The 24280-nt window shown below is 39.5% G+C and carries 19 protein-coding genes; 8 read left to right on the forward strand and 11 right to left on the reverse strand.

Features of this window, described 5'->3' with window-relative positions; genetic code table 11:
• Nucleotides 1–73 precede the first annotated feature (73 nt).
• The 4 genes from PSF27_RS07800 to PSF27_RS07815 form a co-directional block, all read right to left on the reverse strand.
• Nucleotides 74–1318, reverse strand: a complete 1245-nt coding sequence (locus tag PSF27_RS07800) for an ammonium transporter (protein WP_272681228.1) — start codon at nt 1316–1318, stop codon at nt 74–76.
• 858 nt (nt 1319–2176) lie between these two features.
• Nucleotides 2177–2629 (reverse strand): glutaredoxin-dependent arsenate reductase, encoded by a 453-nt coding sequence (gene arsC / locus PSF27_RS07805; protein ID WP_272681229.1) that lies wholly within the window; start codon nt 2627–2629, stop codon nt 2177–2179.
• Nucleotides 2630–2640: 11 nt separating this feature from the next.
• Nucleotides 2641–3930: an arsenic transporter gene (locus PSF27_RS07810; protein WP_272681230.1), complete on the reverse strand. Its 1290-nt coding sequence runs from the start codon at nt 3928–3930 to the stop codon at nt 2641–2643.
• 63 nt (nt 3931–3993) lie between these two features.
• Nucleotides 3994–4329 (reverse strand): metalloregulator ArsR/SmtB family transcription factor, encoded by a 336-nt coding sequence (locus PSF27_RS07815; protein WP_206082870.1) that lies wholly within the window; start codon nt 4327–4329, stop codon nt 3994–3996.
• 360 nt (nt 4330–4689) lie between these two features.
• Here PSF27_RS07815 and PSF27_RS07820 point away from each other — a divergent pair, with 360 nt between their 5' ends.
• Nucleotides 4690–5226: a MarR family winged helix-turn-helix transcriptional regulator gene (locus tag PSF27_RS07820; RefSeq protein WP_206082871.1), complete on the forward strand. Its 537-nt coding sequence runs from the start codon at nt 4690–4692 to the stop codon at nt 5224–5226.
• Nucleotides 5227–5304: 78 nt separating this feature from the next.
• Here PSF27_RS07820 and PSF27_RS07825 read toward each other — a convergent pair whose 3' ends face one another.
• Entirely contained in the window at nt 5305–6237 is a 933-nt protein-coding gene (locus PSF27_RS07825; RefSeq protein ID WP_206082872.1) for a DMT family transporter, read from the reverse strand.
• 221 nt (nt 6238–6458) lie between these two features.
• Between PSF27_RS07825 and dcuC the strand changes: the two genes are divergently transcribed.
• The 3 genes from dcuC (at nt 6459) to PSF27_RS07840 (ending at nt 10246) form a co-directional block, all read left to right on the forward strand.
• Nucleotides 6459–7823, forward strand: a complete 1365-nt coding sequence (gene dcuC / locus PSF27_RS07830) for a C4-dicarboxylate transporter DcuC (protein ID WP_272681231.1) — start codon at nt 6459–6461, stop codon at nt 7821–7823.
• 26 nt (nt 7824–7849) lie between these two features.
• A complete protein-coding gene (locus PSF27_RS07835; RefSeq protein ID WP_206082874.1) occupies nt 7850–9124 on the forward strand; it encodes an amidohydrolase in 1275 nt (424 codons plus the stop codon).
• A gap of 72 nt (nt 9125–9196) precedes the next feature.
• Nucleotides 9197–10246 carry an asparaginase gene (locus tag PSF27_RS07840; protein WP_404462689.1) on the forward strand — a complete coding sequence of 350 codons (1050 nt, stop codon included), beginning with the start codon at nt 9197–9199 and terminating at the stop codon, nt 10244–10246.
• Nucleotides 10247–10417: 171 nt separating this feature from the next.
• Here PSF27_RS07840 and PSF27_RS07845 read toward each other — a convergent pair whose 3' ends face one another.
• From PSF27_RS07845 to dpaL, 5 genes are all read right to left on the reverse strand, one after another.
• Nucleotides 10418–11764 (reverse strand): cytosine permease, encoded by a 1347-nt coding sequence (locus tag PSF27_RS07845; RefSeq protein WP_206082876.1) that lies wholly within the window; start codon nt 11762–11764, stop codon nt 10418–10420.
• Nucleotides 11765–11791: 27 nt separating this feature from the next.
• Entirely contained in the window at nt 11792–13198 is a 1407-nt protein-coding gene (gene hydA / locus PSF27_RS07850) for a dihydropyrimidinase (RefSeq protein ID WP_272681232.1), read from the reverse strand.
• 70 nt (nt 13199–13268) lie between these two features.
• Nucleotides 13269–14867, reverse strand: a complete 1599-nt coding sequence (locus PSF27_RS07855; RefSeq protein ID WP_206082878.1) for an N-acyl-D-amino-acid deacylase family protein — start codon at nt 14865–14867, stop codon at nt 13269–13271.
• Nucleotides 14868–14919: 52 nt separating this feature from the next.
• Nucleotides 14920–16110, reverse strand: a complete 1191-nt coding sequence (locus tag PSF27_RS07860) for a YgeY family selenium metabolism-linked hydrolase (RefSeq protein WP_206082879.1) — start codon at nt 16108–16110, stop codon at nt 14920–14922.
• Nucleotides 16111–16124: 14 nt separating this feature from the next.
• Nucleotides 16125–17342 (reverse strand): diaminopropionate ammonia-lyase, encoded by a 1218-nt coding sequence (dpaL, locus tag PSF27_RS07865; RefSeq protein WP_272573367.1) that lies wholly within the window; start codon nt 17340–17342, stop codon nt 16125–16127.
• A 347-nt stretch (nt 17343–17689) separates the two neighbouring features.
• On the opposite strand from dpaL, the gene PSF27_RS07870 reads away from it, so the two are divergent.
• Together PSF27_RS07870 and PSF27_RS07875 are read left to right on the forward strand one after the other, a co-directional pair.
• Nucleotides 17690–19444 carry a sigma 54-interacting transcriptional regulator gene (locus tag PSF27_RS07870; RefSeq protein WP_206082881.1) on the forward strand — a complete coding sequence of 585 codons (1755 nt, stop codon included), beginning with the start codon at nt 17690–17692 and terminating at the stop codon, nt 19442–19444.
• 271 nt (nt 19445–19715) lie between these two features.
• Nucleotides 19716–21056, forward strand: coding sequence for a 2-carboxy-D-arabinitol-1-phosphatase (locus PSF27_RS07875; protein WP_272681233.1), 1341 nt, complete (start codon nt 19716–19718; stop codon nt 21054–21056).
• A gap of 81 nt (nt 21057–21137) precedes the next feature.
• Here PSF27_RS07875 and PSF27_RS07880 read toward each other — a convergent pair whose 3' ends face one another.
• On the reverse strand, nt 21138–21353 hold the full coding sequence (locus PSF27_RS07880; protein WP_047756975.1) for a YccJ family protein: 216 nt from the start codon (nt 21351–21353) through the stop codon (nt 21138–21140).
• Between the two features lie 182 nt (nt 21354–21535).
• Here PSF27_RS07880 and rhaB point away from each other — a divergent pair, with 182 nt between their 5' ends.
• Nucleotides 21536–22984 (forward strand): rhamnulokinase, encoded by a 1449-nt coding sequence (gene rhaB, locus PSF27_RS07885; protein WP_272681234.1) that lies wholly within the window; start codon nt 21536–21538, stop codon nt 22982–22984.
• Nucleotides 22985–23028: 44 nt separating this feature from the next.
• A complete protein-coding gene (locus tag PSF27_RS07890; RefSeq protein ID WP_272573365.1) occupies nt 23029–24279 on the forward strand; it encodes an L-rhamnose isomerase in 1251 nt (416 codons plus the stop codon).
• The last annotated feature ends 1 nt before the right edge of the window (nt 24280 follow it).

Raw genomic sequence — 24280 nt, forward strand, 5'->3', positions numbered from 1 at the left:
GCAGCTATCCCAACCAGTGGTTCAAATAAACCTATCAATTAGGATAAACTGCAAAAAATAATATATTTGATAACTAATCTGCTTTTTCTCGATATGCGTCTTCATCAAATTCAACGGTATCTAAATTGTCACCAACCGCACTTTGGTCAACTCTGACTGGTGTAAATTTATTGATTATCCAAAGAATTAAGATTGTAAAAACAAAGGACCAAATACTGGTAAAGACAACTGCCACAGTTTGCTTCACAATTTGCATCCCGTTACCTTCAATTAACCCTGCTGGCCCTTTCGCATTCCAAACCGTTGATGCAAATACACCGACTAAAATCGAGCCTGTAATACCACCAACACCGTGCACACCGAATACATCTAATGCATCGTCTAAATGGCGTCGGACTAAGAAAACACAGGTATAACAGACGATACTGGCAATAACCCCGATAATTGCCGCAGAACCAATTGAAACATAACCTGAAGCAGGTGTAATAGTGGCTAAACCGGCTACTGCCCCTGTTAAAAAGCCGACAAGTTTAGGTTTGCCTGTATGCAAGCGTTCAATAATAAACCAAGTAATTGCCGCAAATGCAGCCGCAATATCAGTAGTAATAAATGCCGAAACGGTTACGGTGTTGACTTGCAGTTCAGACCCAGCGTTAAAACCATACCAACCAAACCACAATAAAGCCGCGCCAAGTGCAATATAAGGAATATTATGAGTACCATCTGACTTAACGACTCTTTTACCTACATATAACGCTGAAGCTATTGCAGCGAAACCGGCTGTTGCGTGAACGACAATACCACCCGCAAAGTCAACAACCCCCCATTTAGCAAAAATACCATCTGGGCTCCAGACCATATGAACGAATGGTGCATAGACAAATAATGTCCATAAGGTTAAAAAGATGAGATAAGCAGGGAAATTAACTCTATTTGCGAAAGCCCCTGTAATTAAGGCGGGCGTAATAATCGCAAACATCATTTGATATCCAAAATGAACCAGTATTGGCAAACCACCATCATTACCGGTATACATCGTCTGAGGATCAATGTTATTCAAGAATGCATAATAAAGTGGGTCGCCAACAATCCCATTAATTGTAGGACCAAACGATAATGAATACCCAACCGCAAACCAAATAATTGCCACCCACCCCATAGAAAAGAAACTCTGGGACATAATGGTAATAATACTTTTACGCGAAACTAATCCACCATAGAAAAAAGCAAGCCCAGGAGTCATTAGCATAACAAGACTGGTACAAAGCAGCATAAATGCTGTATTTGGGACATCCAAAACTGACGATACATTTTCCATGGATACTCCTAAATTAACATAATGATATTTAAAATTTAGAGATATTTATTACTTCATTAAATGACTAGAATGATTATCACAATTGAAATTACATTCATAATAGAGTGATCACTCAGATAATCAATAAAAAAAAACAAATTAGATAATAAAAAATAATTCATACGTTTTTTAATAATCGATAAATGATTAACCATAAATGACTAATTAACATCGAAAAATAAAAAATCATTTTAGCCAGTGAAACATTCATAATTTTCAATCAAAAACAAGGCATCTCCTTAATTAATAACAATCAGATTTAAAAACATATTTTTTACATTTTCCCGCATTCTTAATTTTAATAGGTATAAAAATAAATCTATCCTCCGAAATCATTCATCAACATTACACTTTCATTACTATTAAATTGAAAAATAGCGTAATTAATTCAGTATACTCAGTTAAAAAACAGAAACCTACACAGCACTAATCAAATAAACTGCAAAAACCATTAGCAACCATAAATACAAAAATAAAACCTCGTAAATTCCTTAAAAGAAAATAAATTAAATAATATTAATTAAAAGAAACCCTACTTAATAAAAAATTCATCATGGTAATTCCAATACCTATAAAGTTAGTATGGTTTTATTACACTTATTTTTAAAAATATAAGAAGGGCTTATTTTTCTTTTCATTATTCAGTGTACTCATTTCATTTTCCACAAATGTACTTATTCTTGATATCTTAAGGTTGCTTCAAGGGATAAGTGCCGCAGCCGCATTTTCTGGGGCAATATCTCATATTTTATTTAATTAACAGCATAAACACAGACAGAGTGTTGAAGTTACTAACAACACTCAATCCCATTAATTTTTTTAAGGTTTATGCTTATCAGACTCTATATTTGCATTTTTTACATCGTGACGACCAATCACTATTTGACCATCTTCCTTGATAAATTCACTTTGTTGGGGATTAGGCAATATATCTAACACTACCTCTGAAGGCCTACACAACTTTACGCCTAGCGGAGTGACGACAATCGGCCTATTAATCAGTATCGGGTACTGCAACATAAAATCAATGAGTTGGTCATCTGTATAGCAATCTTGTTCTAAATTTAATTGTTCATAAGGTTCAACATTTTTTCGTAATAGCTCCCTCGCTGTGATTTTCATATCGGCGATAAGTTGTACTAACACATCCTTAGTCGGTGGCGTTTCTAGATAGTAAATAATCGTTGGCTCAACCCCACTATTACGGATCATGGCTAGGGTATTGCGCGAAGTACCGCAATTAGGGTTATGGTAGATAGTGATCTCATTCATTGGGGTTACCTTTAATTTAACAGTGAAAGTCGAAGCACTAATGCAACAAGTGTGACTATGAGCACCGGGATCGTCATGATAATCCCTGTTTTGAAATAATATCCCCATGTAATGGTCATGTTTTTTTGCGATAAAACATGCAGCCACAACAATGTCGCCAAGCTACCTATTGGTGTGATTTTAGGCCCCAAATCGGCGCCAATCACATTGGCATAAACCATTGCTTGCTGAATTAATCCTGTCGCATCACTCCCTTCAATCGATAGCGCACCAATTAATACCGTTGGCATGTTATTCATTATTGAGGATAAAAATGCAGTGATAAATCCAGTGCCTAGAGTTGCTACCCATAACCCTTTATCCGCAAGGTAATTGAGCGTTTCAGAAAGATAATGGGTTAACCCTGCATTCCTTAAACCATAAACAACCAAATACATACCTAGGGAAAAAATGACGATTTGCCACGGTGCACCACGTAAGACTTTTTTAGTATTAATCGTATGGCCTCTGGCTGCAATCACCCAAAGGATCAGTGCACCAATAGCGGCAATCGCACTAACCGGAATCCCCAAAGGCTCTAAGACAAAAAAACCAACCAGTAGTAACACCAGCACTAACCAACCTGCTTTAAAGGTTGTCATATCCTTAATGGCTAACGTCGGCTCACTCAGTTTGGTAACATCATATTGTTTAGGAATATCTTTACGGAAAAACCAATGCAGCATCACGAGTGTTGCAACAATCGCCGCAATATCCACTGGCACCATAATTGACGCATATTCAGTAAAACCAATATTAAAGAAGTCCGCAGAGACAATATTCACGAGGTTCGAAACAATCAGCGGCAAGCTCGCTGTGTCTGCGATAAACCCGGCAGCCATAACAAATGCCAATGTCGTGCCTTTGTTGAAACCAAGTGCCAATAACATCGCAATCACAATGGGCGTTAATATCAATGCTGCGCCATCATTGGCAAATAAGGCCGCAACCGTTGCACCAAGTAACACGATATAACTGAATAATAGCTTTCCTTTACCCCCGCCCCACTTGGCAACATGTAATGCAGCCCATTCAAAAAAGCCACTTTCATCTAAAAGTAGGCTAATGATAATGACGGCAACAAATGTCGCCGTGGCATTCCAAACAATGTTCCAAACAATCGGGATATCTTGGAAACTGATCACACCAAAGATCAGTGCCAATACGGCTCCTGCTGTAGCACTCCAGCCAATACCCAGTCCTTTGGGCTGCCATATAACAAACGTAATCGTCAAAACAAAAATTAATGCCGCAATAAACATAACAACCTCGTACTTATTACACTCACAACACATATGTTTTTTCATATGTGTTTATTTAAAAAATTATCTTGCGCAATTACCCATCGAATGTGTTTTCGCTATAGCTGAGAGTAAGTTTGATACTCTCTTTTTTTCTGTTAAATACGTTATATCAATGATATTTTTTACCCACGGTAGTAATGCCGGAGATAATCGATAATGAACCCATTTACCATGTTTTGAATCGAGCAAAAGACCCGATTCTCTTAGCATTGCTAGGTGTCGAGAAGTCTTTGGTTGCGATAAATTTAAGGCCGTATAGATATCACAGACACATAGCTCACCAGATGCTTTCAAAAGCAACACAATATCGAGCCTTGTTTGATCACCTAAAATTTTAAACAGTTGTAGTGGTTCCATATATTCTCCTGAATGCTCTATGGGCATTCTACCCCCTAGAAACATATATGCAAAATCAAATATAATAAATACTAAAAAGAATTTTTAAGCTGAAGGATCTCGAGTTAATTTGAAGACCTAATTAGTCGTGTTTCTATAAAACAGTGACTAAGACTAGATTACAAAAAATATACTCGAAAAATCAAATAGTAAGCTAGATATAAAAATAGCGTTTCTACTTCCCCCGCTATTAGTTCTATATCTTGAATAGGGGTAAGTGTGTGAAAAGATCCTTTTTCATGATAAACTTACATTGAAAATATAAAGAGTTAGGTTGATTCAGACTTAGTATAAAAGTAAGCTTAAAACTGGATTTTAGTCATGAAAGAAATCAAAAAAATGTCAGATAAAGACTTTGTTGATACACTAATACAAGAATGGCTGGAAACCGTCCCTACATTGGATTTGAGTGGTTTACCCATTATCGCCCGCATAGTACGTATGAGTCATTATATCTCGCAATTTGTTGATGCGAATTTGGCCCGATACAATCTAAATGTGGGGGAGTTTGAAGTGCTAGCAGCACTTGCTAGAAACCCTGACCGTCAACTTTCCCCCAAAGAACTGCAAAAGAAAATTCTTATTTCCTCTGGTGGATTATCTAACCGAATTAATCGATTAGAAGAAAAGAAATTCATTGTTAGAATTCCAGATCCTGCTGATCGACGTGGTGTTATTGTAAAAATAACACCAGAGGGACGAAAATTGACGCTTGAAGCAGTAGAAACTCACGTAGCGATTGAAAAATCATTAATTCAAGGCTTAGATGCTGAAAATAAAGATCAACTCGCTATGCTACTGAAAAAACTTATTCAATCACAAAAATCTGAGCTCAACGAGAAAAATGGAGCTGAATAAAAAAACACCCCAAAGTTGGAGTAAACTTTAGGGTGCAGCTCACATTGAGCTATTTTCATTCTGACGTAATCATTTCAGCTAAGCTTTTTGCTGGCCCTCAGACTTTAAAACTAACCATAGACCAGCCAAAATCAAACATAATCCTATTACAGCCAGCATATTGACGTTTTCATGCGCAACAACAATCGCAAGGAAAAACGCCACAATGGGCTCAATTAACCCCAACGCCACACCTGTAGGAGCACTGATATGTTTCAATGCTTGGGTATATAACAGATAAGCCACGCCAGTTGTTAATAATCCGAGGTAAAATATCACTGCAATGCTCACCCAACTGACCGTTGGTGTTCCTGCTAATATCCAAGCAATCGGAACCGCAATAAATATAGCAATGCTAAATGTATGCTTAGTAATCGTTAATGGAGAATCAATACTGACCAATTTCTTACTCATCAATGTATAAAGTGCATAGCAAAAACCCGCACTCAAACAAATAAGTAAACCACCTGTATTAATTTGCCAACTACTACTTTGAGAAAGAACCATCCATGTTCCTCCTGCCGTTGCACAAAAAGTTCCAAGCCACCAAAGCAAAGACGGTGATTTCTTCAGAAGAATCGCCTGCATTAAGCCAGCCCAAATAGGGGCACTACCAATCGTTGTAGCCGTTCCTATTGCTATTCCAGTCGCCTTAATACCTGCAAAAAAAGTTAAGTTATATAACCCCATACAGATACCTGCGATAATGATATATCGCCAATATGTCATTGACCCCTTGGCAGAATTATCTGTTTGTTGTTGCTCATTTACGTTTAGTGCTTGGCGGTTTGTAATTCGATAAAAAAACAACAAATGAAAGAATAAACACGCAACAAGCAACCTAAATGCACCAATCCAGTAAGGTGCTGTTGCACCTTGCACAAAACTTTGAGCGGTCCCCGCAGTTCCCCATAAAAAAGCCGCGCAAAGCGCCAGCGAGATCCCAATTAAAGATACTTTTTTCATCGTCATTGAATTTTTACCACCATTTCAATAAAAATATATCTTCACACTAAGATACTTAATGTGAAGATACAAGAGTGGTTGGAATTAAAGAAGACAAAATAGTAATTATTTATGATAAAAGTCAATAATTGTACGTTTTTTGATTGATATTAAAACACCAATTATTAATATTGATATATCTTCTCGTGAAGATACTTCCAATAAAGAAATAATGATGAGAGGCAGCTATGACTGTTATAATTATCAGTGTAATAGTGTTGATACTAGCGGGTTATGCAATTGCGAAGAACTACGAGGCAAAAATTGTATTATTCACCGCAGGTATTGCGCTGATGCTCAGCGCAGCAATGTTAGGAATGCCTATTTTAGATATAAAACAAAGTACAGGGAATATCTGGCTTGACCCACTAAAACAAATACAACTAGGATTTATCAAACAATTTGGTGGCGCAGGGATCATAATCATGGTCCTATTCGGCTTTTCTTCTTATATGTCACGCATTGGTGCAAACGATGCCGCTGTTCATTTAGTTGCAAAGCCTATTTCAAAAATTCGCTCTCCTTATATTCTAGTTCCAATTGTTTTTTGGCTCGGAAACTTACTGTCGTTAGTGATCCCCAGTGCCGCGTCATTAGCCGTTATTTTAATGGCGACTCTGTACCCCATATTAAGGGCTGCAAAAATGTCATCAATGACAGCGGCGGGGATTATTGCGACCACAGCAACAATTATGCCAACACCATTAGGGGGCGATAATGTTGTTGCAGCTCGCTTACTCGGTTTTGAGCATGTTGTCGACTACGTCACTTTACATCATGCCGTTATCTCTCTCCCCGTTTTATTATTAATGGGTTTTGCCCATTATTTTTGGCAAAAGTATATGGATAAACGGCAAGGCGCATCAGCATTTACTGAAGTTGATGAAAGTAAAATCGAGGGTAATAAAGAGCTACCTCCCTCCTATTACGCCTTATTTACGCTTGTTCCACTTATTCTAATTATCGTTTTAGGGCTGTGTTTTCGAGAAATCAAAGTAGGGCTTGTTGAAATCACACTATTCTCATTTGTGCTCGCATTTGCCACAGAACTTATTCGTAAAGGCAACCCGAAAGAACAAATGGTTCAAGCAGGACTCTTTTTTAAAGGAATGGGTGAAGGATTTTCTCAAGTCGTTGTCCTGATTGTTGCCGCAGGCACACTAGTAGCAGGTCTTAATGCTATTGGCATCATCGATATGATTTCAGGTGTTGTTAAGAACGTAAATAATGCAGGCGTTGGATTAATGTTTATTTTCTCTGGCTTAACAGCGTTAATCACCTTTATTAGCGGTAGTGGTAACGCGGTGTTCTATTCATTTATTGAATTAATTCCATCTATTGCAAATCAAGCCCATGTTGACCCGATTATGGTTGCTCTTCCAATGCAATTTACGTCTAACTTAGTCCGAGCCATCTCTCCAGTTTCTGCTGTCGTTATTATTGTCGCATCGGTTATCAAAGTGAGTCCTGTTGAAGTAGTAAAAAGAACCTCAGTACCTTTAGCGGTAGGCACGATAGCAACGTTAATTTATGCATATTTTCTGTATGCATAGAATGGGTTATTAAAAGGAAAACCAAAATGACTACAATAAATAATGCCTCATTAGTTGCATGGCGACGTGAATTTCACCGTTACCCAGAAACGGGTTGGGGGGAATTTTACACCACTGCCACCTTGATTAAACTACTGGAAGAAATGGGACACCACGTATTAACAGGCGAACAGATTATCAACCCTAGTTTTATTCGTGGACGTAACCCATCAATAGTTGAAAAAGCCAAACGCGCAGCCAAAGAGCGTGGCGTAGATGATTCACTACTCGCAAGAATCGGTGACTATACAGGTTGCGCAGTGATCTTCGATACAGGGCGCCCTGGCCCAACGGTTGCATTTCGTTTTGATATTGACTGCGTCAATGTGCAAGAAACTGATACGGCAGAACATATTCCAAACCAAGAAGGCTTTAATTCTACCAACCCAGGTTATATGCACGCTTGCGGCCACGATGGGCACATGGCTATCGGTCTCGGAGTCGCAAAATGGTTGATAGAAAATAAAGATAGCCCACTGAAAGGCGTGATTAAACTTATTTTCCAACCCGCAGAAGAAGGCGTACGAGGGGCAAAACCTATCGCCGAAAGTGGTATTCTCGATGATGTTGATTATTTTGCTTGTGGTCATCTTGGTTGTGATGTTCCGAGTGGCGTAATTGTCGCTGCACCTGAACGTTATCTTTCTACATTAAAAATGGATCTGCGCTTTAAAGGTAAAGCCGCGCACGCAGGAATGGAGCCACATGCAGGCAAAAATGCGTTACTCGCCGCCTGTAACGCAACAATTCAAATTCTAAGCCTACCAACTCACGGCGAAGGAATGACTCGCGCTAATGTCGGAGTATTAAATGCAGGAGAAGGCCGCAATGTGATCCCTTCATACGCGCAAATGCAAATTGAAGTACGTGGCGAAAATGAAAAAATCAACAATTACATGACAGAAGAGGCTTTAAGACGTGCCCGCGGAGTTGCACTCAGTTTTGATGTTGAACTCGAAACTGAGGTCATGGGGGAAGCCGTTGATTTCATTCCTGACGATGAAATGACTGACTATATAACCGAAGTAGCCCAAACCATCCCAGCGGTAGAAAAAGTACAACGTACAATGAATTTTAATGGCAGTGATGATGCCACTCTATTGATTAAACGCGTACAAGCCCATGGTGGAAAGGCGGCTTATTTTGTGATTGGCTCAGACATCAAAGCTGGCCACCATCAAGCCAAATTTGATATTGATGAAAATCAGCTATTCACTGGCTTTTCAATCTTTACAGGGTTACTACAACGCTTATCCGTATAAAAACAGCAAATCAATATAAGCCAATTATAAAACCTTATAGCGGATGATGTTATAAGGTTTTTTTAAGGAAATATGATGAAAAAGACATTATTAAATACATTACTTTCTAGTTTGATTTTATATACCTCTGTTTCACTAGCTGCTGGTGCTATTAAACCCAACGTTACCATTTTAGCCACTGGGGGAACCATCGCAGGAAGCTCAAAATCCAACCTTGATACCACCGACTATAAAGCGGGCTCACTGGGTATTGATGTGTTAATCAATGCTGTGCCGGAGATCAATGATGTTGCTATCGTCAAAGGTGAACAAATTTCTAACACTATCAGTGGCAATATCAGCAGCGAAATCCTATTAAACCTCAGTAAACGCGTTAATCATTTACTAAATGAAGGAAAACAACAAGGCATCGTTATCACTCATGGGACTGATACAATTGAAGAAACAGCCTTCTTCTTAGATTTAACCACTCAAAATGAGCAGCCTATCGTTATTGTCGGAGCCATGAGACCAGCAACTGCTATCAGTGCGGATGGCCCAATGAATCTGCTTGAAGGTGTTGTACTTGCTGCGGATAAGAAAGCTAAAAATCGCGGCGTCATGGTCGTTTTAAATGATCGTATTGGTTCTGCTTTTTATACCACCAAAGCAAACTCAACTACCCCTGATGCATTTAAATCTTATGAACCTGGCTATCTTGGTGTCTTTGTCAGCGGAAAACCTAAATTTTACTATACCCCTGCCCAACCCGTTGATCGTACTTTTTTCGATGTCAGTAAGGTAGATAAACTCCCTAATGTCGAAATTATTTATGCATACCAAGACCAGACCCCCGCTATGCTTGATGCTGCTATCAACAACGGAGCAAAAGGAATTATTGTTGCGGGAAGTGGTAATGGAAATGTATCGAGTAACATGGAGGAGGCAATTAAGCAGCTCAGTGATAAAGGTATTCCTGTTGTGATGGCAACTCGAACAGGCTCTGGCTATGTGAGTAGTAAATCATTTGCCATAGGTTCTGGCTTTTTAAATCCACAAAAATCTCGCATTCTATTGCAGCTCGCACTTGCAACTGGTGCCGACCTTAAGCAAATATCGAATTACTTTGATAGCCAGCGTTAAAACCATTACTATTTTACGATTAATAGGCGCCTCTAATATAGGCGCCTTTTTATTTATTAATAACTTTAATTCTTAATTAAATTAAATGTAAAAATTAAAACATAACTCACCAGCCATTTAATTAAATGGATATTAATTTGATTATTAGAAATACGTTTTCTATCTAAATTTTTAAAGACTTTCTTTTTTTGCTAATAGGTAGTAAATAATTGCTGTAATCGGAAATGCAATAAAGAATGCAAAATTATAGCCTATCATACCTGAGATCAATCCAATCACTAGCGCAGTAATACCTGGTTTTCGCCAGTTAGGAATATCATCACTGTATAGATTCTCTAAATTAAGATGGCATTTACGAATAAGATAATAATGCACTAACATAATCGCCAATATAGGGGCGAGTATTGCAGAGAAAATCATTTGTACGTAATCAAGATAACTTAATAATAACCATGGCATCATTAGAATACTAATCAACCCAACTAGCCATGTCGCTTTCGCAAAAGTTAATTTAGGAAAAAAATTAAGCATGATCAATGTTGCGGGGAAAATATTCGCACAAGTATTTACTGTCCATTGCGCAAACACAATAATAATACAACTAACAATTAATATACTCGAGTTATCAGCAAAAGCAATTTGCAACATACCAATTGGATTGTCACTTTTCGTAAGATAAGCACTAATTAATCCTGCGAGAGTCAATAATAACCCCGTACCAACGAATCCGAGTCCAAAGCAAAATATAGTGCGCTTATTACGTGAAAAGAAGCTGTTTGAACTTGTGTTTTCAGGTAGTTTTAACTTTCTGGTTAAGTCACTACCATTTAGTGCTTCAGATAACCATCCTCCACTAAATATAGCGATAACAGTAACAAAGCTAAACCCAGTCCCTTCTAATGGTGAAGCGGTTATAACCTCTGGTAACGAAATTTGATGTTCTTGCAATAACCAAACGACTAACGACACCAATCCACATGCAAGAATAGGTACTGCTAATGTTCCAAACTTACTCATGCTATCCACATTACGACTTGCATTAAATAACTGCAAAGACGCATAAGTAATAAATATCACCCAGAACATTGAAATTCCTGTGACAATTTCAATAATCGCATTAATCGCTTGTGTTCCTAAAAATAAAATCACACCACACCATGTTAAACAGACAATGGCTCGACATATCGCCCCAATTTTCGCCCCTTGTTTTCCTAAACAATCGCGAATAAAAATAGTGAAAGGAACGCCATAGCGTGTTCCGATATCACCCGTTAACGTAATTAAAATAGTGACTAATAAAAACCCCAAAAAACATGCCATCAATACTTCTATTGGGGAATATCCTCCTCTTAAAAGTACTTGAGCGGGGATCACTAAGCCAACAACATTAATTACCATTGACGAGCAAAGTACGAGTAAATCACGTGTTTTTAAGGTTCTATCCTTTTCCTGTGTTGGCAAGAGTTCTTCATTGGCTTTAGCAAGCAATTCCTGTGAAATATTCTGTCCATTATTCATGAGTTTAGCCTCATCTTTATTGTCGTTTTAGTTTAATTTCAAAATACGTTTAATAAATTTCCCTTGTCCTTTACTTCCCATAAAGGTGTTGTTATCCATAATAATTTCACCACGTAAAAGGGTTGTTTTTACCTTTCCTTTCGCTTTATATCCTTCATGTAGGCTATAGCCAGCACCACTGTGTAAGTTATTGGCTGAAATAATCCATTCCTCATTCGGATCAAAAATGACAATATCAGCATCAGCTCCTGGCAATAGCGTCCCTTTTTGTGGATAGCACCCCATGGTTTTCGCAATGTTAGTGCTGCATAATGCAACAGCGTGGTTCATCGTGATTTTTCCACTTGCCACCCCCTCAGTTACCATCAAGTTAAATCGGATTTCGAGACCAGATAACCCATTAACAACTTTAGTAAAATCAGGAATGATTTTGCCGTTTTCATCACGCTGTAAAGCCTTTTCTTTTTCCTCTCGAGTAAAAGTACAATCATCGGAGCCTATCAAGGTGATCGTACCGTTCTTAATGCCATCCCAAAGTTCATCCCGCTCTTTACGAGTACGCAATGGAGGTGAGCAAATCGCTAAATGTCCATTGTCAACATCATCATAAAGTTCATCGAAAAGTGTCAGATAATGAGGACCCGTTTCGATATACAGCTTTTGACCGCGCTCTTGTGCTTGCTGTGCAATATCAAGACAAGGGCCATTTGTGGTATGAACAATAAGAAGAGGAACTCCAACTGATTCAGCAAGTTTAGCCACACGACCAAAAGCTTCTGTTTCACAAATAACGGGTTTACTATTGGCAAAATCACGCCAAGTCAGTGTGTTATTTTTGATGCACTCATCCACCGCGGTTTCTGCTATCGCATTACTTTCCGCATGGATCAATGGCATACAATTATTTTCTTTTGCGCGTTTGAAGACCTGCATCAGTGTCATATCATCTGCCATCACACCTTCTTTACGGTAGGTCATAAATAACTTAAATGTTGGGCACCCTTTTGCTGCAAGATGTGGGATCTCATCTAATAACTGTTCGTTCGCTTCAACAAATTTGCCATGAACACTAAAATCAATTGCAGATTCAGTCATTTCCTCAATACGGTCATCTAGAGCCTGAAGGACACTTGAACCTTTCCAAGTATTGGTAAAATCCATATAAGTGGTAACACCCGCAAATGCGGCACAAATACTTTGCTGATAAAAAGTTAGTTGCGGGGAAATCCCTTGAAATGGAGCCTGTGTGTGCATATGAGCATCAATTAAACCTGGTAGAACTAACCGACCTTGCGCGTCAATTTCTTTTTGGCATTCAGCGTACTCATCAGGGCCAAGTAACGCTGCAATTTTGCCATTTTTAATTGCCAGATCGGCACGGACAGTACCCTCTTCAAGAACCAAATGCCCATTTCTAATGATTGTGTCAAACATAACTATCTCCAACGATTTTTATGTCACAACACAGCGAAAAAGAGGCTGTGTTGCAGCTATTATTGATTGATCAACTCAGCGTTCCTTTCCGTAAAACTTGCCCACTACAGGCATAACTTTCAATATGATTAAACAGCGCAATTCGGCCATTAACCATCACAAGCTCGATACCATCAGGGTATTGATTAGGTTCAACAAAAGTACCTTTATCTGTAATGGTCTGTGGGTCTAACATCACGATGTCAGCTTGGTAACCTTCTTTAAGTAATCCCCTATCGGTTAAGCCTAAAACCTCAGCAGGTTTACCCGTCATTTTGCGAATTGCCGCTTCCCAAGTTAAACACGCTTCTTCGCGTACATACTTCCCAAGCACTCGAGGAAATGCTCCAAAAACACGGGGATGGGGCTTACCAGCCCCCATTAAGCCGTCCGTACAAACATTCTGCTCGGGCCGACACAGGAATTTAATCACATGATCTTCTGTCCCATAAAAGTCCACCATTCCAACTGCGTTATCTTCCTCATATAACAGGTCAAAAGTGGCGTTATAAGGGTCTTTACCGCGTAATTCGCCAAGCTGAACTAAGTTTAAGCCCACTGCATCTTGGTTTTTCTGTTGCTTCACACTGGTAATGAAAATTTGATCTAACCCTGCGAAATCAATGAAGTTATCCCACCCAGGGATTCCTTTTTCTATATCGTCAATCATGCGTTGGCGTAATTCAGAAGATTTCAGGCGTTCGAGTAGTTTTTCCGTGCCACCTGCATGCACCCACGGTGGTAAAATCACCCCTAGCATGGTGCTACCTGCAACATAAGGGTATTGGTCGAAAGAAATACGGATCCCTTCTTGCTGTGCTTTTTCAAGCATCGATAGCATTTCATCGATCAGCGGCCAGTTTTTCTTACCACACACTTTCATATGGGAAATATGGAGCCAAACTCCAGATGCATGAGCAATATCAATAAGTTCTTGAGTAGACTGAATGATGTCATCCGCTTCACTACGCTGATGAACCACAAAAATACCATTATATTTGGCTGTCACTTTGCAAAGTTCGGTGATCTCAGCGGTATCGCCAAATGCACAAGGCATATAGATAAGGCCAGTGGATAGTCCATAAGCTCCCGCTTGTAACTCTCGTTCAAGAATCTGGCACATTTTGGCGACATCTTCCTGCGTCGATGCCTTACCATCCAATCCCATCGCTTCCATACGAATATTACCGTGGGGAACAAGGTAAGCGAGGTTCGTGGCACTTCCTCGCGACTCTAACATGTTGAGATACCCCTCCGTATTCTTGAAATGCCAGTCTATCTCATCAGAGTCACCATCAAGACCAGCAATATTTTTACGCCACGCTGAAATATATTGTTCAGGCAAAGGTGCCAATGCGACGCCGTCTTGTCCCAACAGCTCAGTCGTGATCCCTTGGCGAATTTTGGCGGAAACTGCGGGGTTTAATAACACCGATAAATCAGAGTGAGTGTGTGTATCAATAAAACCAGGGCAAATAATTTTCCCAGAGGCATCAATAACTTGGTCCTGAGTGTTGGCGCAAATATCGCCGATTTGAATAATTTTACCTTCATTAACAAGTAAGTCGCCGTGATACTGGCTTTCCCCCGTACCGTCAATGATGGTGGCATTTTTAAATAATGTTTTCATTGTTCTCTTCCTTTATTGATGCCTTAGTAATCACAAAGGCATCAACTGGTAACTATTTGTTATTATTGTAAATATTTGAAATTATGCTGTAGTAACCTTTGGCTGAGCCTGTTAATTGATCTATCTCGATATATTCATCAATGGTATGCGCCAAATTCTCTCTCGAAGGCCCAAAACCAATCGTTGGAATATTAGCTTCCCCCGCATAATGGCTACCATTAGTGCAGAATGAATATTGTGTAACTGTTGGGTCGAGGCCGACTTTTTTGAGGCCTAATAATGCATGCTGAACAAAGTTATCCGATTCGTCTAAGACCCAGCCAGGGAAGAAACGCTCTCCCTCAATCGTATTGCCGGTATAACAAGATTCTGTTCCATAGGCATAAGATACTCGCGCCTTAAACTCAGGATCAGACTGTGTTATTTCATCTAACGCTTTTTGGATAGGTTGGAGCACACTCTCTTTGCTCTCACCGACTAATAACCTGCGGTCATAAGTCGCACGGCAATATTCAGGAACAACTGATGCCCCTGGATATGGAGACGATTTAATGTCTGTTAATTCAAGTATTCCTAACCCAAGAACTGGGTGAATGGTAGGGGGAAGCATTCTAATTTTTTCAATCAATGTAGCCATTTTATAGACCGCATTAATACCCGCTTGTGGGTTTGCAGAATGAGCAGGTTTCCCAAATGTTTCTAACACGACTTCAGCTCGGCCACGTTGACCTATTTTCAAATTAAGTTCTGAGGCCTCACCGATAACTACATAATCAGGATGATATTTATCAGTAACTAGCCGTGCAGCAACGCCTTCAAAGCACTCCTCATGTACAATACAAGCAACATAAATTTTCCCTGCAAACTCACGCAGATGGTCTTGACCAAAAAAGCCAACCGCTGAAATCATAGCAGCAACCGCACCTTTCATATCGGTCGTACCACGACCATAAATTTTGCCGTCTTTGATTTCTCCGCCAAATGGATCTTGCGTCCATTGGCTTTCATCGACTGGAACAGTATCAATATGTCCATCAAAAACCAGCGTTTTCCCAGGGTATTTCCCTACAATCCCACCAATAATATTGCCGTATCTATCAATATGAATGTCATCAAATTCATACTCTTCCATCATGGATTTAATAACGTTGACAACATTACCCTCTTCACCGGAGTAACTTTTTTCGCGAACTAAAGCCTGACAGTTTGTGATGACTTCGTTAAAACGACTTTCTGAAAACATATTTTTCACCCCGATTAAAATTGACCAAAACTTGGGAACTCACCATCCCAAACAATATCCCGATAACGTTGAATATCCGTGTCGCCCTCAGTACTGATCACCAAAATGCGTGAATTTTCATTCAGCTCCAGCTCGTTGCGCACGTCAGCATAATTTTCAGACTGCATTAGAATAGAAAGTAACCCTGTCGTGACCGCACCTGACTCACCCGAAACAATTGGAGGATCAGTCGGTAATGGATTGCCTAATATCCGCATCCCTCGCGTTGCGACAAAATCGGGGCAAGAGAAGAAAGCATCAGCGTAGTCTCGTAATAATTGCCAACCGGTAATATTGGCTTCACCACATGCCAACCCAGCCATAACTGTTTGTAAATCACCGCCAACAGGGATCGCATCTTCATTTTCAGCAACCGCTGAACGGTAAAGGCAATCCGCAATTTGAGCCTCAGCAATAATTACTTTTGGTCTATCTTCTCCATAAAGCGCCGTTAACATCCCCTGCACCATGCCAGCAAATGAGCCAACACCTGCTTGAACAAAAACGTGGGTCGGTTTCACTTTATGTAACTGGGACAAAGCTTCAAACATTAGCGTGCTGTAGCCTTGCATAATCCACTGAGGGATCTTTTCATAGCCAGCCCAAGCGGTATCTTGCACCACCACCCAGCCATATTTCTCTGCCATTTCGGCAGTCATACGTACCGCATCGTCATAATTCATATCGACAATTTCTGCTGTCGCACCTTCATTCAAAATGGCATCTAAGCGTTCCTGAGAAGAACCTTTAGGCATATAAACCACTGATTTTTGTTTAAGTTGGCGTGCCATCCACGCCACACCTCGCCCATGGTTGCCATCCGTCGTAGTGGCGAAAGTAATGCCATTTAATTGTTCTCTAACCTCATTGCTGACCATGACGTTATAAGGAAGCTCAGAGATATCTTTCCCCAACTCTTCGGCAATATGGCAGGCCATTGCATAGGAGCCACCTAATGCCTTGAATGCCTTGAGGCCAAAGCGTTGAGACTCATCTTTTAAGTAAATCTGCCCAACTTTTAATGACTTGGCGAGCACAGGTAAATGATAGAGTGGTGTTGGTGCATACTCAGGAATTGAGCGGTGAAATTGCCACGCTTTATGTAATTCAGCTTCCGAAAAAGAGGCAAGGTTCGCCGTCGGTTTCTGCTTAAAACGGCTGTGATTAATGTAGTATTTTAATTGCTCCTGCATGGAAAACCTCATGAACTTATTATTAATAAACAAGACAATTAAGTCTTAATAAAAAATAGGTTTACAACTTAGGTAGCAATACACATGCCAAGATCGCCATTTACGTATAATTATAATGAGGGAATAATGTAATCAGTTGATACAAAACAAAATTTAAAATAAACAATATAGAATTATTTTTAATAAATTTGAGATCATTGATTTACCTCATTGATAAATTATCAAATATGATAAATAGTGTGATGGCGGTATATAAATAATTTAATACATTGATTTATAAAAATATTAATAATTATCACTTCAATTAAATTTATTAATATTTATCAATCTTGATAATAAGGAAAAAAATGACATCCATTCTGAGTACTATCCAAAATGAAATTTGCCATTATGCAGAAGCCATTTCTGGCGTGACTGGAACAGATGTCGAAATTATTGATGAATATCTGATCCGTATTGCAGGAACAGGTTATTACAAACACATGCTTAATCAAAACGTTTCACGTAACGGCTACATTTATCGTCATGTTTTACGAGTACAAGAAACCGTATTAATTAAAGATCCAGGGGAAAATAACCTCTGTCATCTATGTGAAAATCGAGAAACTTGTACGGAAGAATTAGACCTTAACGCACCGATTTTTTTAAATGGCAAAGTCATCGGGGTCATTGGTATTATTTGCTCGACTAAACAACAGCGAGCCGTATTACTTCAGCAACTCAATAAATTCATCACATTCATCGAACAGATTGCTGAAATGATATCGAGTAAGGTCTTTGAGTGTCTTGAACGCTTGAGAGCCCAAGAATCTTTACATGCATTCCGACGATTGATTGATGCCATGGATAGAGGCGTGATAGCAATTGATAGCCAACAAAAAATTTGGCATACCAACCGCTCTGCATCCCGCTTTTTTAATAAAGATATTATAGGCCTGTCACTGTCCTTTGAGCTAACAGGGGATATTTTATATGGTGATGAAGAAGCATGGCTAGAATTAGAAGGCCAGCGCTATCATGTACTCTGTCGTAATGTCACTTTTACTTCACTGGAAAATGATACGTTAACCATGATCATTTTTCAGGATGCCCGTGATTATATTACTCATGTCAATCAATCATCCGTTGAAATCAGCGAAGTCCCTTCCCAGTTAATCGGTAATTCATTAACCATGATGAACCTTAAACAAACCATCAAGAAGGTTGCTATCAGCCATGCAAACGTGCTGATCACAGGAGAAAGTGGCTCAGGAAAAGAAGTTGTCGCTTATGCTCTACATGCACAAAGTGCTCGACATGATCAGCCCTTTGTCACCATAAACTGTGCTGCAATACCAGAGCAACTCCTAGAAAGCGAACTCTTTGGCTATATCAGAGGTGCATTCACTGGAGCGGATCCCAAAGGGCGTATAGGTAAGTTTGAATTAGCTCATGGGGGAAGCCTATTCCTCGATGAAATTGGTGATATGCCTTTGTTATTACAGGCTAAATTACTGCGCGTTTTACAAGATAAAACCATCACCCGAGTTGGCTCAAATAACCAAATACCTACCGATGTCCGCATTATTGCAGCCACAAACAAAAATTTATTAGAGATGGTCGAGAACAAAACGTTTAGAGAAGACCTATATTACCGATTAAATGTTGTGCCAATCCCTGTTCCTGCATTGCGGGAGCATCGTGAAGATATTGCTGATTTAGCAAAGTATTTTTCTGACCAATTTTCAATACAATATGATAGAGAAAAGCAAAAGATCCCTGATACAGTAATGAATTATTTATATGGCTATCATTGGCCAGGTAACATACGTGAACTGCGCAATGTCATCGAGTATATTTATGTCATGCAAGGCGATCTGCCTGAAATGAACCATAGCCATTTGCCTGAGTATATTACAAAAACAAATTCATCTGTAGAATCATTAGGCTACATCACAAAAACCGCCGCAGTACCTACGCACCATTATGAAAAAGAGACCATACAACACGTACTTGAAAAAACGGGTTACTCCATGAACGGAAAGAAAGAAGCGGCACAAATATTAGGTTTAAGTATTGCAACACTGTATCGCCGATTAAAAAAATACGATATCACCAGCTGATATTCATTTTGGGTGCGCATGTTGCCTTCTTCCCCTTTACGCCAATCTGTTTCACTTATCTAAAAACAATCACAAAATGAACAGTCTTTTTGTGATGACCATCTTACCCACTTTGGTTTTTTCGCCAATTTCAAGAATATCTGGCAAAAAAATACAATTAATCCTAATTCATTTTACTTAGATTAGGAGCGCCAATTTATTTTTAATCAATTGGTAGACAGGTTAATTATGCCACTAAGAATGGCATCATAAATAAATTATAGGTGCAAACATGAAAAGAATTAAAACTAAGATTCTCTTGTTATTTTATATACTTATTTCAATAACCTCCACCAGTGCTTTAGCCACATCAGATAACGATGCCCTTTATTTTTACCTTGTTAGACATGGGCAAACTTATTCAAATATTAAAGAAATGACCATTGGCGGAGGTGGTAATGCTCAGCTCACAGCCAAAGGACGCTATGATGCACGTAGCCTTGGTTTAGGTCTAGAAGATGTCAATTTTATTGCTGGATATAGCAGTACATTAGGTCGAGCCCATGAAACTGCCAGTAATATTTTAACTGGCCGTAATATGGATATTATTGAGATTGAGAACCTAAAAGATATATCTTGGGGTGACGCTGAAGGTGGTAGAATTGATGACTTAACGAGCCAATACGGCCATTCTGGTAATGAATTTGAATACTATTTTGGTCACTATAAGGACAAAAACTTCAAATCTATCGTCAACACTGAAAACATGTATGATTTTTCTCAACGCTTCGAGTCTGCATTATTGGATATTGCTAATCGCCATAAAAATGAAACAGGTAATATTTTAGCCGTTGGCCACTCATCAATGGCATTTTATTTGCAAAAATACCGTCAAGATCAACCATTATCAGGGTTAAGCAATACTGCCGTTTCGGTATTAAAATATAAAGATGGGCAATTTACTCTTCTCGACTTTAATAATACGGATTATTTAAAATCAGGTTATGCAAAACAAGAGAAACTTCCGCCTCTTGAAATCTCGATTGTCATCAACCCAATGACTATTTTAAATGATGCCAATATAATGGAAGGTACCTCAGACTCCGATCTCAGTAAATCAGGTGTTGCGGCGGTTAACCAATTGAAACAACACATTAACCCTACTGACTATTTTGCGGTTTATAGCAGCACATTAAATAGAGCCAAATATACTGCAAACCACTTATTTGAAAATAGTCCCCTACCAATCCAAATTAATCGTAATTTAGATGAAATTTTCCTTGGCCTTTGGGAAGCAGAGAAAATCAGCACATTAGAAAAAGAACCTGAAGGCCAGTTTGCCAAGCTACATTCAGGGACAAATGTGTTGAGCTTTGAATCCCCAGTCGATGGTGAAACTGGGGCTATTGCAGCCTACCGATTAGAAAGCTTACTCAGAGATATTGGTATCCAAAATGAATTCCATACAGGAAAAGTGATGGTGGTTACTCACCCGATTATTTTCAGTGCATTTTTAAATAAAGTTCAGCCAGAGTACCAATTCATCCCTAAAAAAGACTTACAACTGATTACCCTGCAATATAAAAATGAAAAATTCAGTGTCAAAAATATCCAGTCTTTTAATGGTAAATAAGAGAAATTAACACCTTATAATCGCCAATAAAAAACCTCGCCATTGCGAGGTTTTTATCTCTTCAGAAAAGCTCAAAATGAATTATACATTTTTCCTTTCGATAGTTTCTTCCCCCCAATATAGCCTATCCGCGGTGGTCTTCGAAAAGGCAAGAGGTAAAACCTCATCAGAGCCTTCTTCCCAAATTTGTTCCGCTAGCACTTCATCATTATTCGCTAATTCAAAAATAGCTTGAGCAATTTCAATTGAGGTTTCTCTAACTTTAGCCCATTCGGCTATATGGTGAGGATCTTTCATTATTCGCTCCTGATTCAATGGTTCTGATAAAAATACTCATATATTTCAACTCTGTGAATAAGATCACTGTGACTTTAAATATATTGCCATTTTTCCTTTTTAGTGGCGCTCCATTAAACGCGCTCATTGTTCACTCTCTCTAGTATATGACTATAAGTTAAGTAATAGAGATAAAAAAAGTCATGAATATTCGCCATGTTGTTGCTATTGATTTAGGCGCATCTAGCGGTCGTGTCATGTTGGCTTGCTATGATGTGCATAATAAAAAATTATCGTTAGATGAAATTCATCGTTTTACAAACCATTTGATCACTGAAGGTGAACACTGTTATTGGGATCTGGATGATCTTGAGGCTCAGATACTGATTGGCTTACATCGTGTAGAGCAATCTGGTATCAATATTGACAGCATTGGCATCGACACTTGGGGGGTTGATTATGTCCTCCTTGACCGTGATGGGGCTACCGTTGGTCGTCATTTTTCCTACCGTGATAACCGTACTCAAGGTGTCATGGAACAAGTTCAAGCCGATCTAGGTGTGCAGAACATCTACCAAAAAACTGGGATCCAATTCCTCCCTTTCAATACTTTATACCAATTGAAGTCCTTACAACAATCACACCCTCAATGGCTGGAACAAGCACATCATTTATTGTTGATCCCTGATTATTTGTCATACCGCTTAACTGGGAAAATCAACCATGAATATACCAATATCTCCACCAGCCAAATGATTAACCTGCAAACGGGCGATTGGGATGATGAATTAGTCGAGTATTTACAGTTGCCACGCCGTTTATTAGGTGAAATCAAGCAACCAGGTAATACCATTGGCTATTGGCACACACCCAAAGGCCAAAAAATCCCCGTGATTGCTGTGGCAAGCCATGACACTGCCAGCGCTGTCATTGCGGCACCGATAACCGATAGCCATGGTGCCTATTTAAGTTCAGGAACATGGTCATTAATGGGCCTCGAGCGCACATCCCCTTGTACTTGTGAAAACGCATTTTCTGCCAACATTACCAATGAAGGTGGGATTAATGGTCACTACCGTGTTCTAAAAAATATTATGGGGCTATGGTTATTCCAACGCATTTGCCTTGAGCACAATGTGCAAGATATTTGCAGTCTCATTACCTCGGCAGAAGCAATTCCAGCATTCACGTATCTGATCAACCCCAACGATAACTGGTTCTTGAACCCAGAGTCGATGAGCCAAGCCATTAAAGAGGCTTGTCGGGAAAACCAACAACCCGTCCCAAATACTGTCGCTGAGCTAGCTCGCTGTATTTTCGACAGTTTAGCACTGCTTTATCGTCAAGTATTTCTTGAATTACAACAGGTTAATCATTCCCCATTACAACAGCTGCATATCGTCGGTGGTGGCAGCCAAAATGCTCTACTTAACCAATTATGCGCCAACACTTGCGGAGTTCCTGTGAGTGCAGGACCGGTTGAAGCCTCCACCTTAGGCAATATTGGGTATCAGTTGATTGCCCTAAACACCATTCCAGATGTCCCCACTCTGCGCTCCATTATTGCGCAAAATACTGAACTTTGTTGGTTTCAACCTCAAAGCATCGCACTGGATGAACCTTGGAAACGATTTAAAACCATTACGGGCTAACTCAGGTTATTAACCGTATATCGATAAGTTATAAGGAAAATTTCATGTCTAATTACAAAGAAAGTTATCTTATTGCCAAACAACGTTTTGCTGACCTTGGTATTGATACTGAACTAGCGATGCAAGCTATGGCTGACTTGCCTGTATCGATGCATTGCTGGCAGGGAGATGACGTAGCCGGCTTTGAAAAATCAGCAACCGCTTTAAGCGGCGGTATTCAAGCTACAGGTAATTACCCTGGCAAAGCGACTAATGCGATTGAATTACGTGCAGATATGGATAAAGCAATGAGCTTAATTCCAGGCCCTAAACGCGTTAACTTGCATGCTCTTTATCTCGAAGCAGATACTGCCGTCGAACGTAATGAAATTGAACCTCGCCATTTTGCTAATTGGGTTGATTGGGCGAAAAAAAACCATATCGCACTCGATTTTAACCCTTCTTACTTTTCCCATCCGCTCAGTAGCGAAGCAACTCTTACTCATAGCAATAAAGAAATTAGAGACTACTGGATTGGCCACGGGCAAGCTTGCCGCCGTATTTCTGCATATTTTGGTGAGTCATTAAACAGCGCTTCCGTGATGAATATTTGGATCCCTGACGGCATGAAAGATCTCCCTATTGACCGCTACGCCCCTCGTCAACGCTTAGTCGAGTCATTGGATGAAATTATCAGTGAAAAAATTGATATTAAATATCATATCGATGCCGTCGAAAGTAAATTATTCGGTATTGGCGCAGAATCTTACACCGCAGGCTCCAGTGAGTTTTATCTGGGCTATGCCATCACACGTAAAACCGCTTTATGTTTAGATGCAGGGCACTTCCATCCAACCGAAGTCATTTCGGATAAAATTTCAGCGGTCATTCCTTATGTTGAACGTCTACTGCTGCACGTCAGTCGCCCTGTACGTTGGGACAGTGACCACGTCATTTTGTTAGATGATGAGACTCAAGCCATTGCCAATGAAATCATTCGCCATAACTTAAAAAATCGTGTGCATATTGGCCTCGATTTCTTTGATGCATCGATTAACCGTATTGCCGCTTGGGTCATTGGGACTCGAAATATGAAAAAAGCCTTACTACGTGCCTTACTTGAACCAACAGCAAGACTACGCCAACTCGAAATTGAAGGGGACTTCACGGCTCGTCTTGCGCTATTAGAAGAACAAAAATGCCTGCCATGGCAAGCGGTTTGGGATGAATATTGCGAACGCAACAATGTTCCTGTCGGCGAAAAATGGTTAGATGAAGTTAAACAATACGAAAAATCAACATTATTAACACGTTAAG

Source organism: Providencia sp. PROV129 (genome assembly GCF_028482245.1).
Classification (GTDB): Bacteria; Pseudomonadota; Gammaproteobacteria; order Enterobacterales; family Enterobacteriaceae; genus Providencia; species Providencia vermicola.

Bases quoted from the DNA above. Each gene is read 5' to 3' on its own strand.
- rhaB (WP_272681234.1), top strand. From the start codon at position 21,536: ATGAATATTCGCCATGTTGTTGCTATTGATTTAGGCGCATCTAGCGGT.
- PSF27_RS07835 (WP_206082874.1), top strand. From the start codon at position 7,850: ATGACTACAATAAATAATGCCTCATTAGTTGCATGGCGACGTGAATTT.
- PSF27_RS07810 (WP_272681230.1), bottom strand. From the start codon at position 3,930: ATGTTTATTGCGGCATTAATTTTTGTTTTGACGATTACGTTTGTTATA.
- PSF27_RS07825 (WP_206082872.1), bottom strand. From the start codon at position 6,237: ATGACGATGAAAAAAGTATCTTTAATTGGGATCTCGCTGGCGCTTTGC.
- dcuC (WP_272681231.1), top strand. From the start codon at position 6,459: ATGACTGTTATAATTATCAGTGTAATAGTGTTGATACTAGCGGGTTAT.
- PSF27_RS07860 (WP_206082879.1), bottom strand. From the start codon at position 16,110: ATGTTTTCAGAAAGTCGTTTTAACGAAGTCATCACAAACTGTCAGGCT.
- PSF27_RS07815 (WP_206082870.1), bottom strand. From the start codon at position 4,329: ATGGAACCACTACAACTGTTTAAAATTTTAGGTGATCAAACAAGGCTC.
- PSF27_RS07870 (WP_206082881.1), top strand. From the start codon at position 17,690: ATGACATCCATTCTGAGTACTATCCAAAATGAAATTTGCCATTATGCA.
- dpaL (WP_272573367.1), bottom strand. From the start codon at position 17,342: ATGCAGGAGCAATTAAAATACTACATTAATCACAGCCGTTTTAAGCAG.
- PSF27_RS07840 (WP_404462689.1), top strand. From the start codon at position 9,197: ATGATGAAAAAGACATTATTAAATACATTACTTTCTAGTTTGATTTTA.
- PSF27_RS07880 (WP_047756975.1), bottom strand. From the start codon at position 21,353: ATGAAAGATCCTCACCATATAGCCGAATGGGCTAAAGTTAGAGAAACC.
- PSF27_RS07855 (WP_206082878.1), bottom strand. From the start codon at position 14,867: ATGAAAACATTATTTAAAAATGCCACCATCATTGACGGTACGGGGGAA.
- PSF27_RS07820 (WP_206082871.1), top strand. From the start codon at position 4,690: ATGAAAGAAATCAAAAAAATGTCAGATAAAGACTTTGTTGATACACTA.
- PSF27_RS07845 (WP_206082876.1), bottom strand. From the start codon at position 11,764: ATGAATAATGGACAGAATATTTCACAGGAATTGCTTGCTAAAGCCAAT.
- PSF27_RS07890 (WP_272573365.1), top strand. From the start codon at position 23,029: ATGTCTAATTACAAAGAAAGTTATCTTATTGCCAAACAACGTTTTGCT.
- arsC (WP_272681229.1), bottom strand. From the start codon at position 2,629: ATGAATGAGATCACTATCTACCATAACCCTAATTGCGGTACTTCGCGC.
- PSF27_RS07800 (WP_272681228.1), bottom strand. From the start codon at position 1,318: ATGGAAAATGTATCGTCAGTTTTGGATGTCCCAAATACAGCATTTATG.
- hydA (WP_272681232.1), bottom strand. From the start codon at position 13,198: ATGTTTGACACAATCATTAGAAATGGGCATTTGGTTCTTGAAGAGGGT.
- PSF27_RS07875 (WP_272681233.1), top strand. From the start codon at position 19,716: ATGAAAAGAATTAAAACTAAGATTCTCTTGTTATTTTATATACTTATT.